The organism is Flavicella marina (assembly GCF_009193215.1).
GTDB classification, from domain to species: domain Bacteria; phylum Bacteroidota; class Bacteroidia; order Flavobacteriales; family Flavobacteriaceae; genus Flavicella; species Flavicella marina.
This window is the reverse complement of record NZ_VYVA01000001.1, coordinates 880399-895236: the sequence shown is the minus strand read 5'-3', so window position 1 is coordinate 895236 and position 14838 is coordinate 880399. Positions and strand designations below refer to the sequence as shown.

Here is a 14838-nt window from a genome sequence, read left to right as displayed (position 1 = left end):
AAATCACATACTTAGTATATTTGTTTTAAGAATGAAAAAGACAAAAAGTAAATTAAAGTCTAAACTGACCAAGAAATTTAGATTGGTTGTTTTAAACGAGGCCTCATTTGAAGAGAGGTTTTCGTTTAAATTAACTCGTTTGAATGTTTTTGTATTTGGTGGGGTTTTTAGCATACTTTTAGTCGGAATTACGGTGTTTATTATAGCATTTACTCCAATCAAAGAATACATCCCGGGATACTCATCTACTAAGTTAAAAAAGCAAGCCAGCTTTCTGTTTTATAAGGTAGATTCGTTGCAAGCTCAGGTCAATACACTTACAAAATTTACAGCTGCAATGCGTCCAATTTTAGTGGGGGAAGACACCATAGTTGATGTTGATCTCCCGTACAAAAACTTAGAAACTGCATCCTCTGAAAATTTAAAATTTCCTGTTCGTAACGATTCTATTGCATCTTTGATCGCTAAAGTTCGAAAAGAGATGGATAGTACCTATAAAGCATACTATAAAAATGAAACGAACTTACTGCAGAAAAAACACCAAGGTGTTGAAGTGTCACTGCAGGATCTTCATAAAAAAAATCTAGAAGAGTTAAAGCTTTCTTTTGAAACAACTGTTGAACAACAACGTGATTCTATTCAAAAATTACAACTACAGTTGCTTGATAACACCAAGCAGATATCAGCTTTAAATAAACAAATGGCATTGAAAGAAATTGAAGCAAAACACAATTTGCAATCGCTTTCAAAAGATAATAAAAAAGCAATTTCTTCTCAGGAGAAAAACACAGAACAAGTGAAAAAAGAGTTGCGTAACTTGTTAGAAAAAGAATATCGTGAAAACGAAAAAAACTTGGTTGCACTGCATGAAAAAGAGTTGACACAACTGAATGCAACGTTGTTCAGCAAAGAAGCCGTGATAGACAGTTTAACATTTCAGTTGGTAGCACAACAACAAAAGAAAATTGGAGAATTGGCCAACGAAAAACCTTTTAAAGAAGTAGATAAAGCTGACGAAGAAGCGCTTGTAATATCTAGTAAAGATTCTATTTTTAGAGAAGAGGTAGAACGTCAAGATCGTTTTAATTTGTTTGATTTTGAAACGAGCCACAAAGATGATGTAGTATTTTTTGCACCTGTAAAAGGAATCATCACTGATGGATTTGATGTCAAAGAAAAACATTTTGCAGTAGACGTAGCAGTGACGAAAGGAACTGGGGTAAAGGCGGTTGCTGATGGAACTATTATATTTGCAGAATGGAACGCAGAAACAGGCTATGTCGTGATTATTGAACATACCAATAAATATGTATCAGTTTATAAACACAACGAAACACTGTATAGAAATCAAGGAGATTTGGTGAAATCAGGAGAGGTAATTTCTATGGCAGGTTCAACAGGAGAATATAGTACAGGTCCACATTTGCATTTTGAAATGTGGTACCAAGGGTATTCAGTTAATCCAACTAATTTTATTGAATTCGAATAGATGAGTATAAAAGCAGCATTTGCAATTCCGTTTGCAAAATTTGTTCAAAAACGAGTATATAAATGGGCTAAAAAGCCTGTTGAAACGCAAGATAAAGTTTTTCAAAACTTGATTTCTGAAGCGAAGCACACCGCTTTTGGAAAAGACCATAATTTTGAAAATATAAAAACCTATGAAGATTTCAAGGCCAATGTTCCGGTTGTAGATTACGAAGGGTTACGTAGCTATGTAGATCGCGTTGTTGCTGGTGAAAAAGATGTCTTGTGGAAGGGGAAACCTTTGTACTTTGCAAAAACTTCTGGTACTACTTCTGGTGCTAAATACATCCCATTGACGAAAGAATCGATGCCTACGCATATTTCAGCGGCTAGAAATGCTTTGCTACATTATATCGCAGAAAAAAATGACGCCTCTTTTGTAGATGGTAAAATGATCTTTTTACAAGGAAGCCCTATTTTGGAAGATAAAAACGGAGTTAGTTTAGGTCGGTTGAGTGGTATTGTTGCACATTATGTTCCTAAATACCTTCAGAAAAATAGATTGCCAAGTTGGGAGACGAATTGCATTGAAGATTGGGACACCAAAGTTGACGCAATTGTAGAAGAAACGGAGAATGAAGACATGACAGTGATTAGCGGAATCCCTTCTTGGGTGCAAATGTATTTCGAAAAATTACAAGAAAAAACAGGCAAAACAGTATCAGAGTTGTTTCCAAAATTTAACTTTTTCGTGTATGGTGGAGTTAATTTTGAACCGTACAAAAATAAATTTGAAAGTCTGATTGGTAAGAAAATAGACTATATAGAGTTGTATCCTGCGTCAGAAGGTTTTATTGCATATCAAGACAGTCAGCAGCATGACGGTATGTTGTTGCAATTGAACAGTGGTATGTTTTATGAATTCATTCCTGCTGATGAGTTTTTTAATGAAAACCCTACTCGATTATCAATCAAAGATGTAAAATTGGGTGTGAACTATGTAATTATTTTGAATACCACTGCTGGTTTGTGGGGGTATAATATTGGTGATACGATAGAGTTTACAACATTAGAACCTTATAGAATTAAAGTTACTGGTCGAATCAAACATTTTATTTCTGCCTTTGGAGAACACGTGATTGGAAAAGAAGTCGAAAAAGCATTGAAAGACGCTATGGAAAATACTGATGTAAATATCAGTGAGTTTACCGTAGCACCACAAGTGGCACCAGTTGAGGGGTTACCCTACCACCAATGGTTTATTGAGTTTGAAAATGAACCAGAGGATTTGGAGTCTTTTGCAAAAAAAATTGACGATTCGATGCAAAAACAAAATATCTATTATTTTGATTTGATTGAAGGAAAAGTGTTAAAACCATTGGTGATTAGCAAAGTTAAAAAAGGAGGCTTTCATGAGTATATGAAGTCTATTGGTAAGTTTGGTGGTCAAAATAAAATTCCACAATTATCAGACAACCGAAAAATTGCTGATGTGTTAGAAAATTTTTTAGTGACAGCATAACTAGCTACAAACATTCAATTGAAAGGAAATGAAAATTGTTGCAACCAATATCGGAGAAAAAAGAGTGGTAAACTGGAAAGGTTCTGTTTTAGAAACAGGAATTTTTAAGTTTCCTGTTGCGGCTATTTTTTTGGGAGATGAAGATGTAGAAAAAGATGCCGTTATTGATCGAAGATATCATGGAGGAATCGAAAATGCAGTCTATGCCTACAATACGGATCATTATGAGTATTGGCAAAAAATGTTTCCAGATTTAGAATGGAATTATGGCATGTTTGGTGAAAACCTATCCATAGAAGGTTTAGACGAAAGCAAAATCCATATCGGAAGTTCTTATAAAGTTGGGGATGCGATTATTGAAGTAACCAAACCAAGAGAACCTTGCGTTAAGTTGGGGATGCGTTTTAACGATGCAACAATGATCAAAAAGTTTTGGAAGACAAATAAATCGGGAATGTATTTTAAGGTACTTCAAAACGGAAAAGTAACAGCAGGTGATTTAGTTGAAATCATTGAAGAAAAGAGAGAAAATAAAACCATTGCTGAGGCCTACGAAGCATTGAAATAAAAAAATAAATTTAGAGAGATGACACATAATGTTGAATTAAATTGGAAGGGAAAAATGCACTTTGAGTCTGAAGGACCGGGTGGAAAAGTTTTAATTGATGGTGCTGAAGAATTCGGTGGAGAAGGAAAAGGAGTTCGTCCGAAGGCGATGATGTTGTCTGCTTTGGCAGGATGCGCTGGAATGGATATTTCTTCATTATTGAAAAAAATGAGAGCAGAAGTAGCTCATTTTGCCATTGATGTTGCCGGTGAGTTAACGGATGTTGATCCAAAATTTTACAAAAAAGTTCATGTCACTTTTAAATTTTATGGAAGTGATTTTGCCACTGCAAAAATTGAAAAAGCAGTAAAATTATCAGTAGAAAAATACTGTGGTGTCATGGAGATGTTTCGTCAATTTGCCGAAGTTACTGTTGCTACAGAATACATCGAACAATAATCTCAAAACTGAACTTGTTTTTGAGTTTGAAACCAATTCTTTAAAGGATTGGTTTTTTTATATCTCAATCATTTAGTAATTTGATAGAGCTAAGAAAAAGAGTACCTATATGCGCTGGAAATTAAAAGACGTTCCCGATTCAAAGAAAGTAGCAGCACTTGCAAAAGCACTTGGTGTAGCAAAACCTATTGCTACCTTATTGGTCCAGCGAGGTATTGAGACCTTCGATGAAGCCAAATATTTTTTTAGACCGAAATTAGAAAATTTGCACGATCCTTATTTGATGAAAGATATGGATAAGGCAGTAGAGAGGGTGTTTGATGCATTTTCTTCGGGTGAAAATATAATGGTATATGGCGATTACGATGTTGATGGTACGACTTCTGTTGCTTTAATGTCTTCGTATTTGCTTTCTGATTATGAAGCTGTGACAACGTATATTCCTGATAGGTACAAAGAAGGTTATGGTGTTTCGTATGCTGGAATAGATTTTGCTTCAGACAATGATATTACTTTGATTATCGCTTTAGATTGTGGAATTAAAGCCATCGATAAAGTAGCATATGCCAAAGAAAAAGGAATTGATTTTATCATTTGTGATCACCATAGGCCAGGAGATCAAATTCCTGATGCAGTAGCTGTGCTCGATCCTAAGCGAAAAGAGTGTACTTACCCGTACGATGAGTTGTGTGGTTGTGGAGTTGGTTTCAAATTGATTCAAGCTTTAGCCCAAGAAAAAGGACAGCCATTCGAAGAATTACTACCCTATTTAGATTTGGTAGCCACTGCAATTGCGGCGGATATTGTGCCCATGACTGGTGAAAATAGAATTTTGGCATTTCATGGTTTGCAAGTAATAAATAATGCACCAAGACCAGGTTTTAAGGCATTTATTGAGCAGCTTGATAAAAAAGAATTAACCATTACTGATGTGGTTTTTGTCATCGCACCTCGTATCAATGCTGCAGGTAGAATGAAACATGGTTTGTATGCTGTTGAATTGTTGTCAGAAACAGATTTAGAACAGGCAAAAGTGTTTGCAGCAGCTATTGAAACCAACAATGCCGATAGAAAAGAGCTCGACAAAAAAATTACGGAAGAAGCTCTTGCGCAAATAAAAAATAACCGAGAAGAAGATCATTATACCTCAGTTGTATACCAAGAAGATTGGCATAAGGGAGTAATTGGTATTGTTGCTTCAAGGTTGACAGAAACTTACTACCGACCGACATTGGTATTTACAAAATCTGGTGAAAAACTTGCAGCTTCTGCGAGATCAGTAAAAGGTTTTGATGTATACGATGCACTCGAAGCATGTAGTGCGTTTATCGAACAATTTGGAGGTCATAAATACGCTGCGGGATTGACACTATTACCCGAGAATTACGAAAAGTTCAAAACAAAGTTTGAAGAAGTAGTTCGAAAGAGTATGCCAGATGAATTACGAACGCCTGAGGTTCAAATAGACAATGAAGTTTTTTTGTCTGACATCACACCACAATTTTATAGAATTATTAGCCAAATGGCTCCTTTTGGACCTCAGAATATGCATCCGGTTTTTATGGCAAGAGGCTTGCGAGACAATGGTTATGGAAAACCTGTTGGGGGTGATTTGTCGCATCTAAAATTAAACATTTTATCCGGAGCAGATGATAGAACGTATAATGCAATCGGTTTTGGTTTGGGAGATAAATATCAGATGGTACAATCTGGGAAATCGTTTCAAGCGGCTTTTACTGTTGGTGAAAATCATTGGCAAGGGACTACTTCGTTGCAATTGATGTTGAAGGATATTAAAGCCGAGTAGTATTTTGTTGCATTAAACTGTAACAGAAGATCGATATTCTTTCGGCAACATCTTAAAATGCTTTTTAAATGCATTCGTAAAATGAGTTGCATTTTTATAACCGATTTCTTCAGCTATTAGGTATATCGGATATTCTGTCAGTTTTAAGAGTTGTTTTGCTTTGTCCATTTTTTGCTGTAAACTATATTTTTGAATAGAAAATCCTGTTGTGGTTTTAAATATATGTTTGAGCTCAGATTCATTTATGCGCATTTCTTTGGCAATTGTTTTTGAAGTAAGTTGTTTGTGAAGGTTGTTTCGGATAAATTCTTTAGAGCCGTTAACGGTGTTTAAAATTTCGCAAAAAGGCGTTTTAGAATTGTCAGATGAAAGATAGTTAGCGAGTATTTCGGCAATTCTCCCTTTCATAAAAATAGTCTTGCTCAAGCTTCCTCTATTATTTTCAATTAAATCAATTAGCAGTCGTTGGGTTTGCTCTTTTGTCTTTTTTATAAAGGTATCTTCAACATCGTGAATATTGTAGTCGTTTATTTCAATTCCTAAAAAATCTCTCATTTTTGGTGAAATACGGATTCTGATTTCTTTAAACCTTTTATTGTTATCAAATTGATAGGTAGCTGAAAAGTCTTTAAAATATGCTAAAAAAGATTGATTTTCTCTATATATTATGGTCCCATGTTTTGTGTTGGTTTGTATTTTTTGTTCACCACTTAACAAATGAGAAAACTCTAAAAAGTCGGTGTTTGATTTTGTTTTGATTTGCAAGTTTTTAGCGAGTTTAATGTCGATTATTTCAATAGAAAAATCTTTTGTTTCAATTTTTTTGAAATTACCATCACCAATAAATTTTTTAAACTCATAGGTCGAAGTACGCAAGTATTGCTCCTTTTTTACAGTTGTGGGCTCATTATTATTGGTAAAATATGCAGTGTTATTATCTGTAAAATCTATATAGTTTACATCTTTCATTTTGCGTCATTTTTTTTACAAAAAGCGTTATTTGTTTGTTTACAAAACAAGTAGTTTTGTTTTTATTTAGACTTGGTAAAAATAAGGATAATAATTCAATTGATTGGAGATGGGGAGAATTTTAATGTTAATGTTTGTTTTGTGTGCGAGTAAGTTTTGTTTTTCTCAAACAATTACAGGTGTTGTTCGTGATGAATTGGGTGAATTATTGGTTGGTGTAAATGTGTATTCTAAAGAGTTTAAATTAGGTACTACTACAGATATAGATGGTGTATTCGAGCTAGAGGTAACATCTTCTATGAATTATGTAACGATCAGTTATTTAGGGTATCATGAAAGTGTTTTAAGACTTTCTACAGACAAAACAAATTATGAAGTCGTATTAAAGGAAGACAACACGCAATTACAAGAAGTGTTGGTCTTTGGAAAAACAAAATCTGAAGTACTTCGAGAACAGGCATATTCAGTAGTTGGGGTTGAAACCAAAGACCTCAAAAATATGTCTGCAGATGTAAATCAAATTCTTGGTAAAATATCTGGAATTAACATTCGTGAGTCTGGTGGTTTGGGTTCAAATTTTACGTATTCTTTAAATGGTTTGTCAGGAAATCAGGTGAGAATCTTTATCAATGGAATACCGATGGATTATTTTGGAAGCTCTTTATCTCTTAATAATTTTCCCGCGAATATTGTAGAGATGATTGAAGTGTATAAAGGTGTAGTGCCAATTCATTTGTCTTCAGATGCTCTTGGTGGAGCGATAAACATTATTACAGATTCACGTGTAGATTCGTTTTTAGATGTTTCGTATTCTGTAGCTACTTATAACACGCATCGATTCGCTTTAAATGGGCAATACAGAAATGATGCTTCTGGATTTACGGTTAGAGCAAAAACGTTTTACAATTATTCTGATAATAACTATAAAGTTCCAGTAAAATTGGTAAACCCAGATACAGGAAAAGAAGATGAGCATGCAACTTTGGTCGAGCGATTTCATGATGGATATGAGTCAAAAATGTTTTGGCTTGAGGGTGGGGTGACAAAGAACAAAATTGCAGATGAATTAATGGTTGGAGTTATGTATTCTGACAATTTTAAAGAAATTCAACAAGCATCAAATGCGATCGGGATAGCCAAAAATCCATATGGTGAAGTTGCGACATCAGAACAAAAAGTAATTACGAATTTATCTTTCAAGAAAAATGGATTATTCAACAAGAAAATAAACTTTAACTCTTATGTAGTTGCGGTGTTGTCTGAAGAGGTTTCAAGAGATACTAGCAGTTATAGGTATGATTGGTTTCAAAATAAAACCTTACAACATGATATTACCGTAGGCGAGATCGAGCAAAGAAAAACGCTATTGCGACTCAAGAAAAATAATTATCTCGCGAATTTAAATATGGATTATGCTTTGAATAATTACCATAACCTTGCTGTGAACTATAGTTTTAATTATTTAGACTTAAGAGGAACAGACGATTTTAAAGAGCAAAATGCAACACAATTCAAAGACCCATCTCAAGTTGCTAAAGGTGTATTCGGTGCAAGTTATTCTAACAGCCTTTTCAACGCTAGTTTTAAAAATGTGGTTTTCGGTAAGTATTATCACTACAAAAACAGCTCTGTAACAACAGGGTATTCAGGACTTCCAGATCAAACTTCGCCTATTGAAGTTGACAAATCATATTTTGGAATTGGGGCTGCATCGACGTATAAATTTAACTTTTTACAAATCAAAGCTTCGTATGAAAATGCAATCCGTTTTCCAGAAGTGTTTGAGTTGTATGGAAACGGCTTAGAAATAGTTGCAAATCCAGAGTTGCTGCCCGAACAAACCCACAACTATAATCTTGGTTTTAGGTACGACAAAAGGCAGTTTACTTTGGGACTCGATTTTTTTGTCAGAGATATTGATGACTATATCCTACCTGTTATAAAAGGAATTAAAGTAACCTATAAAAACACAAAAAGCGTGCTTTCTAAAGGAGTAGATTTCTCTGCAAGTACAAATTTTAATAGAAAAGTCTATTTGGTTTTAAACGGAACTTATTTGGATAAGAGAGACACTGAGCGCTGGCAAGATGGAATAGTTGGAGGGAAAGAAAGATCGACATACAATCAAAGGGTGCCAAATGAACCTTATCTTTTTGGGAATGCCGTTGTTTCTTATAAAGGAAATCAATTGTTCGGTAGAAACGATAGCTATGCAGTTTCTTTTACAGAAGGCTATGTACATGAGTTTCACTATTCATGGGAAAATCAGGGAAGCAGAAACAAACCTATAGTACCAGAGCAATGGACCTCTGATTTGGAGTTTGTTTACAGTTTGGAAAAAGAAAAATACAATTTTTCTTTTCGTGTTTCGAATTTGTGGGATGCAACAGTTTACGATAATTATTTACAGCAGAAACCAGGAAGAATGTTTCATGTAAAACTAAGATACTTTATTAATTAAAATTATGAATAAAATGAATTTAAGAAAATTGAAAGTTGTAGCTTTTGTTGCAACAATGTTTATCGCTTTTAGTTGTGATAATGAAAATGGAATAGAGGGAGGTTCTCCAGATCCAGATAAAACAGCGTATTATTTCGCTGCAATTGAATCAGGTAGTGATCCTGCAGTTGAAGTGATTGCAAATGCAGATAATTTTACTTCAGGTGAAATCTCACCAATAGACAATGGAATCCAACAACCTACTTGGATGGCATATTATAATAACGGAAATAGAATTATTTCTGCCGGATATACATCTGGACCTCAATTTACGAGTTATGAGGTTGTAGCAGGTGAACTAGTAGAGGTCGAGAAAGTATTTGTAGATTTAGGTGTATATGCAAGCGCAGTTGTCGATGATGATACAATGTTGTTTATGGGGGCTCCTAGATCTGGAACAGCACCGAAAAAAATCTACGAAATCAATACAATTGACATGACACTTAACAAAACTGTTGAGGTAGATTTTGGTAATGATGCGATTGCAGGTACAATCTCTTTTCCAGTAGACATGAAATTGAAAGGAGACAAGTTATTTGTGGCATATTACATGGTGAAAGATGATGGAAGCTTTTCAACTCCTGATGCTAATCAAGCAAGAATTGCTGTATTGAATTATCCAGAATTGACGGTGGATAAAATTATTACAGATGATAGAACTGCAAATTTAGGAAGGTATTATTCTTTTAATGTCTTAGAGGAAGATGAAAAAGGTGATATTTATATGTTCTCTTCTTCTTCTTTGGCTTGCGGGTTTGCTCCTGTTCCAGCAAACAATTCAGGAATATTGAGAATAAAATCTGGTGAAACAGAATTTGATTCTAGTTACCATATCGATTTTGAAACTTTAAGTGGTGGTTATAAAATCAATGATTTATTCTATGTTGGAAATGGTAAAGCGGTTGTAAAAGTTCTTAAGGAAGACGAAACGAATTCTGCTTATTTATGGGCTACTTATTCTCCTAATTCTGAATTTCCATTGATTGAAATCGGTGTAGTTGATTTGTACAATCAAACGTTTGAAATAGTTTCTTCAGTACCTAAAAGTGGTGGTGGATGGAATAGTGCTAGTTTTATTGAAGATGGTAAATTACATATTGGTATGAGTAGCAGTTCTTATGCGAGTATTTATATTGTAGATCCAGAAACGGCAACAGCTGAAAAAGGATCAGATATCGATGGAAATTATGTGAAATCTCTTCTATATATAGAATCTGAATAATAAGAGGTTATGAAATAGTAGTTTGAATTAACGAATAGGGCCCTTTTCTTGATTTTTGTGAAGTGAAGAAAAGGGTTTTAGATAAGAATTTATAAACGAAATAGCACTAGTTTTCGTAACTTTCGAAGGATAAACAGATAGCAAGTATGATTTCAAAAACAGCAAAAGAGTCTTTAGCAATTACAACAGATTTAGTATTACCAAGTGATACCAATGCTCTGAATGGTATGTTTGGGGGCGAGTTGTTAGCTAGAGTAGATCGAATTTGTTGTATTTCTGCACAACGTCATTCTAATGCTATCGCTGTAACCGTTTCTGTAAATCATGTGGTTTTTACGAAACCTGTTCCTGTTGGAAGTACGGTAACTATCGAATCGAAAGTTTCAAGAGCCTTTGGCTCTTCTATGGAGATTTTTGCCGATGTTTGGTTAGAAGATCGAGTTTCAAGAGAGCGAACAAAAGTAAATGAGTGTATCTATACGTTTGTAGCTGTAGACGAAAAAGGGAATAAAGTAAAAGTTCCTGAATTGGTTCCTGAAACGAAGTTAGAAAAACAACGATTTACTGCTGCGCTGCGTCGTCGTCAACTGAGTTTGCTAATGTCTGGTAAAATGAAACCTCAAGACGCTACAGAACTGAAAGCTCTGTTTGAATAGTTCTTATCTCAATATTTTATAAATCCTACTAATTATTTCAATTCTATTTTTTAGACGAGCATACATACGATTCGTTTAAATCTTAGCGATAAGAAAACGTATGTATTCGAGTCATAAGTCTGTGTTTTTTTCAGGAGGAATTTTTCTGAAAATCTCACTTTCGACGCTAGTAATATTCCCGTACAAGAGAGTAAAAAATTTAAAAAATGACAACTAAAAAATTTATATTTCAAGCCCATAAAATATTAGGATTAACTACAGGTATTGTTGTCTTTATCGTGGCAATTACGGGGTGTTTTTGGGCTTTCAATGTTGAAATTGAAAGTCTTTTTAACGACAAAAAAATAATTGAAATTCAAAATAAACCGCTGATAACACCTACGAAGGCAAAATTAATAGCAGAAAAAATATTTCCTGAGAACACAGTTCATGGTACGCTTTATAAAAAAGGAGATGATGCCGTAGAGGTAATATTTTATGACCGTGAACCTGAGTTTTATCAAAGTGTCTTTTTAAACCCCTATACAGGTGAGGTTATTCGAGTAGAGGATCATTTTTCTGGTTTTTTTGCTTTTATTTTAAAAGGGCATGTGAGGCTTTGGTTGCCTAGGGCTATTGGTGAACAAGTTGTTGGTGTCTCCATCTTAATTTTTATTTTAATCATTATTTCTGGGTTTATTATATGGATCCCGAAAAAGAAAAAAAACTTAAAACAGAGATTAACGTTTGATTGGAAAGACACGACTCGATGGAAACGAAAAAACTTTGATTTACATACTGTTGTCGGGTTTTACATCTGCTCTTTTGCATTGATTTTGGCATTTACTGGATCAATGATGTCTTATAATTGGCTAAAGTATGTAGTGTATAAATCTACAGGTGGTGAAAAAGAGGCACGATTTTTTATTCCTGAAAATTTAAGTGATGTATCAGAAAAAGGAGACGTAGTTCCTATGGATTTTTTAATTGAAAAATTACAAAAAGAAAACCCACAAGCAGCCGCATTTGAATTGCATTACCCTAAAACAGAAGAACAGAGTATCTATGTAGAAGTGACCAACAGTAAAGGTCTTTTTTACGATTCTGATTTCCGTTTTTTTGATCAAAATACATTAGAAGAAATTGAGACCAAATCGATATTTGGAAAGTATGAAAACGCCAAAGTAGCTGATAAAATTCAACGTATGAATTATGATATTCACATTGGTGCAATTGGCGGAATTGTCGGTAAGATTATAGCTTTCTTAGTGAGTCTGTTAACCGCGACATTGCCAGTAACTGGGGTTTTGCTGTGGTATGGACGAAACTATAAAAAGAACAAAGTGAGTGTAATAAACAATTGAGTCTTCGATACTCTGGATTATAAAATTTCTACACTGAGAAACCAAGTTTGTACCCTGAGCTTGTCGAAGGGTAGCATAGTTAGGTATCGTTTTTTACATGAAAAGAAGTGTCTTGTTTTTTGATTACAGGGGTGTAATTCGTGAGGCTTCGGCAGCCGCAACCTTCAAGGTTAATGCACTTTGTCTCCACTATTCGGATTCTGAGTTTTCAAGTTTATGCCTTGAGCAATCATAGCTGTACCCAGAGCTTGTCGAAGGGTAAGCTATTATAATCGTAACAACCAGTAACTCGGATTTTCAGTTTTAGTATCCTTCCAAATTTGAAATTTCAAGATAGTTTTTCCGGTAACTTTATCTGTGTGAATTTCTCCGATACTTTGTTGTAGAATTACTTTGTCACCTTTTTGAACACTTACATTTTCTAAATTGCTATACAAAGAGATGTAATTTCCGTGTTGTACATATACCGTTTTTATTCCGTTAGAACTTACTTGTATAGCTAATACAGTTCCTTCGAAAATAGCTTTAGCTGTAGCCTTTTTATTTGTAGCAATGTGTATTCCGTTACTTTGAATGGTGATACCAGGTAAACTCGCATGTGGAATTTTACCATACTTACGCACAACCAAAGCATTGGTAACTGGCCAAGGAAGTTTTCCCTTATTGTTTGCAAATTTAGAAGCTAGTAATTTGGCTTCTGGGGTCAAAATAAAATTGGCTGATGTTTTACTTGAGTTTTTCTTATTTGCAGCAGCAATGGCATCACGAATCAAGCGCTCAATCTGTTTGTCGATTTTGCGTTCTTCGTCTTGTTTTTTTCTTATTTGGGCCGTGTATTTTTTCTTTTCAGCTGTTACTTCTTTGGCTAAAACTTCTTGTTCGCGTTTCTCAACTTCAATTTTTGCCTGTTCTTCTTTTTGTTCTGCAAGCAGATTCTGTTTTTCGATTTTCTGGATTTTCAAATCATTGGTAAGCACTTTTATTTTTTCAGTTTGAATCGCTATTTCTTCACCTTGTTGTTTTCTAAACTCGGTGTATTGTGTCATGTACTGAAAACGCTTGTACGCTTGGTGAAAATTTTCTGCTGATAAAATGAATAGCAACCTACTTTGCATTGATTTACTTTTGTATGATTTGTAAATCATATCGGCATAGTCATCTTTAAGCAGTTGCAACTCTTTTTCTAGTGCGTTGATTTTATTTTGATTCTGGTTAATTTTAGTGTTGAGAATTCTAGCTTCTTGATTGATCGTTCTAATCAATTGAGATCGAACTGCAATTTTTCGATTGAGGTCAGCAATTTCATTTAAAATATTTTTTTCTTCAGCTTTTGATTCAAACAAAAGTGAGTTCATTTTTTTTATCTCTAATTGCAAACGAGCTCGTTTTGCTTCAAGTGATTTTTGTGTAGGATTCTGGGCAGAAAGGGTAAACAGACAGCCAAAGAAAATTACAAGAAAAGTACTCTTTTTCTTTGATGAAAAGCTATTAGTAAAATAAGAAAAAAGAGTTGCTAACATTAGTTCAAGATTCTTTTGTAACCACTAGGTATTTTGTATGGAAAAGAAAGAGTTTCGTTGATTTTTACCGATTTATAATCCAAACGTATTGTAACATTGTTCCTATTATCTTTTGCTATAATTTCTACAGAACCTGGAACTGTTGTTTTTTCAATATTTTGATAGTCACTGTATTTAATTGCTAAGAATTTGTCGCTTTCAAAAGTACGAATTTCTTGTTGTTCAATCTTGTAATTTATTGGGTGAATCCAAAATAACAAGGCAGCTAATTCATTCGATTCTTTAGGCGTTAATAAATGTGCTTCTCGATCAATACTCGATTCGTAATTTTTAGGATTCATGTCAAATAAGGCATCTCCTAATAATAAATTTTGAAGCATTGTAAAATCAAGTTCAGCACCTAGAAGTGTATTGATTTTTGAGAAATCACCATCGAAATAAGTCTTGTTTATTTTCACATAGTAACTAACACGTTCAGGAGTAATAATAGCTTTTGCAACTGGAAAACCGAAGACAGTTGCGCTCATCCAAATCATGTTGTCTTTTTCTAATCTCAATTTAATATTCATGCTTTGAGATTTGCCAGACTTGTTAAAATTTACTTTTAAATCAGCGCTTAAGGTGTTTTCGTTAAACGTGTTTTTCGTGTGGTTTTTTAAAATCTTTTTTGGAGTTTCTTTTTTTATTTCAGAACGATCGGTAATAGTTTTTGTGCTTCCACAAGATAGTATCAAAAAAGAAAAAAGAAACAGTAAATGATGGATTTTCATAATAAATTCAAAAGAAATTTATGGCTGTGATTGCTAGCGCTGGCAAGATACAATTT

Annotated in this window: 12 protein-coding genes; 9 read left to right on the top strand and 3 right to left on the bottom strand. The window is 34.1% G+C overall.

Annotated features, from left to right (window positions below; translation table 11 throughout):
- The first annotated feature begins 31 nt into the window (after positions 1 to 31).
- The 5 genes from F6P99_RS03575 to recJ all read left to right on the top strand — a co-directional run bounded on the left by F6P99_RS03575 (position 32) and on the right by recJ (position 5802).
- A complete protein-coding gene (locus tag F6P99_RS03575; protein ID WP_152286056.1) occupies positions 32 to 1489 on the top strand; it encodes a M23 family metallopeptidase in 1458 nt (485 codons plus the stop codon).
- Positions 1490 to 2989 carry a GH3 auxin-responsive promoter family protein gene (locus F6P99_RS03570; RefSeq protein WP_152286055.1) on the top strand — a complete coding sequence of 500 codons (1500 nt, stop codon included), beginning with the start codon at positions 1490 to 1492 and terminating at the stop codon, positions 2987 to 2989.
- A gap of 28 nt (positions 2990 to 3017) precedes the next feature.
- Positions 3018 to 3557, top strand: coding sequence for an MOSC domain-containing protein (locus F6P99_RS03565; protein WP_152286054.1), 540 nt, complete (start codon positions 3018 to 3020; stop codon positions 3555 to 3557).
- A gap of 18 nt (positions 3558 to 3575) precedes the next feature.
- The gene (locus F6P99_RS03560) at positions 3576 to 3995 is read left to right on the top strand and encodes an OsmC family protein (RefSeq protein ID WP_152286053.1); all 420 of its coding nucleotides are present in this window, start codon (positions 3576 to 3578) and stop codon (positions 3993 to 3995) included.
- Between the two features lie 109 nt (positions 3996 to 4104).
- A complete protein-coding gene (gene recJ, locus F6P99_RS03555) occupies positions 4105 to 5802 on the top strand; it encodes a single-stranded-DNA-specific exonuclease RecJ (protein WP_152286052.1) in 1698 nt (565 codons plus the stop codon).
- Between the two features lie 12 nt (positions 5803 to 5814).
- On the opposite strand, the gene F6P99_RS03550 is transcribed toward recJ, so the two are convergent.
- On the bottom strand, positions 5815 to 6771 hold the full coding sequence (locus F6P99_RS03550) for a helix-turn-helix domain-containing protein (RefSeq protein WP_152286051.1): 957 nt from the start codon (positions 6769 to 6771) through the stop codon (positions 5815 to 5817).
- 109 nt (positions 6772 to 6880) lie between these two features.
- On the opposite strand from F6P99_RS03550, the gene F6P99_RS03545 reads away from it, so the two are divergent.
- The 4 genes from F6P99_RS03545 (at position 6881) to F6P99_RS03530 (ending at position 12492) form a co-directional block, all read left to right on the top strand.
- A complete protein-coding gene (locus F6P99_RS03545) occupies positions 6881 to 9232 on the top strand; it encodes a TonB-dependent receptor (RefSeq protein WP_152286050.1) in 2352 nt (783 codons plus the stop codon).
- A gap of 13 nt (positions 9233 to 9245) precedes the next feature.
- On the top strand, positions 9246 to 10493 hold the full coding sequence (locus F6P99_RS03540) for a DUF4374 domain-containing protein (protein WP_193315982.1): 1248 nt from the start codon (positions 9246 to 9248) through the stop codon (positions 10491 to 10493).
- 146 nt (positions 10494 to 10639) lie between these two features.
- On the top strand, positions 10640 to 11149 hold the full coding sequence (locus F6P99_RS03535) for an acyl-CoA thioesterase (RefSeq protein ID WP_152286048.1): 510 nt from the start codon (positions 10640 to 10642) through the stop codon (positions 11147 to 11149).
- A gap of 206 nt (positions 11150 to 11355) precedes the next feature.
- Positions 11356 to 12492 carry a PepSY-associated TM helix domain-containing protein gene (locus F6P99_RS03530; RefSeq protein ID WP_152286047.1) on the top strand — a complete coding sequence of 379 codons (1137 nt, stop codon included), beginning with the start codon at positions 11356 to 11358 and terminating at the stop codon, positions 12490 to 12492.
- Between the two features lie 266 nt (positions 12493 to 12758).
- Here the strand turns inward: F6P99_RS03530 and F6P99_RS03525 are convergent, their stop codons facing one another.
- Together F6P99_RS03525 and F6P99_RS03520 are read right to left on the bottom strand one after the other, a co-directional pair.
- Positions 12759 to 13847, bottom strand: coding sequence for a murein hydrolase activator EnvC family protein (locus tag F6P99_RS03525; RefSeq protein ID WP_193315981.1), 1089 nt, complete (start codon positions 13845 to 13847; stop codon positions 12759 to 12761).
- Between the two features lie 164 nt (positions 13848 to 14011).
- Positions 14012 to 14782 (bottom strand): DUF4292 domain-containing protein, encoded by a 771-nt coding sequence (locus tag F6P99_RS03520; protein ID WP_152286045.1) that lies wholly within the window; start codon positions 14780 to 14782, stop codon positions 14012 to 14014.
- Positions 14783 to 14838 lie beyond the last annotated feature (56 nt).

Bases quoted from the DNA above. Each gene is read 5' to 3' on its own strand.
- F6P99_RS03575 (WP_152286056.1), top strand. From the start codon at position 32: ATGAAAAAGACAAAAAGTAAATTAAAGTCTAAACTGACCAAGAAATTT.
- F6P99_RS03570 (WP_152286055.1), top strand. From the start codon at position 1,490: ATGAGTATAAAAGCAGCATTTGCAATTCCGTTTGCAAAATTTGTTCAA.
- F6P99_RS03565 (WP_152286054.1), top strand. From the start codon at position 3,018: ATGAAAATTGTTGCAACCAATATCGGAGAAAAAAGAGTGGTAAACTGG.
- F6P99_RS03560 (WP_152286053.1), top strand. From the start codon at position 3,576: ATGACACATAATGTTGAATTAAATTGGAAGGGAAAAATGCACTTTGAG.
- recJ (WP_152286052.1), top strand. From the start codon at position 4,105: ATGCGCTGGAAATTAAAAGACGTTCCCGATTCAAAGAAAGTAGCAGCA.
- F6P99_RS03550 (WP_152286051.1), bottom strand. From the start codon at position 6,771: ATGAAAGATGTAAACTATATAGATTTTACAGATAATAACACTGCATAT.
- F6P99_RS03545 (WP_152286050.1), top strand. From the start codon at position 6,881: ATGGGGAGAATTTTAATGTTAATGTTTGTTTTGTGTGCGAGTAAGTTT.
- F6P99_RS03540 (WP_193315982.1), top strand. From the start codon at position 9,246: ATGAATTTAAGAAAATTGAAAGTTGTAGCTTTTGTTGCAACAATGTTT.
- F6P99_RS03535 (WP_152286048.1), top strand. From the start codon at position 10,640: ATGATTTCAAAAACAGCAAAAGAGTCTTTAGCAATTACAACAGATTTA.
- F6P99_RS03530 (WP_152286047.1), top strand. From the start codon at position 11,356: ATGACAACTAAAAAATTTATATTTCAAGCCCATAAAATATTAGGATTA.
- F6P99_RS03525 (WP_193315981.1), bottom strand. From the start codon at position 13,847: ATGAACTCACTTTTGTTTGAATCAAAAGCTGAAGAAAAAAATATTTTA.
- F6P99_RS03520 (WP_152286045.1), bottom strand. From the start codon at position 14,782: ATGAAAATCCATCATTTACTGTTTCTTTTTTCTTTTTTGATACTATCT.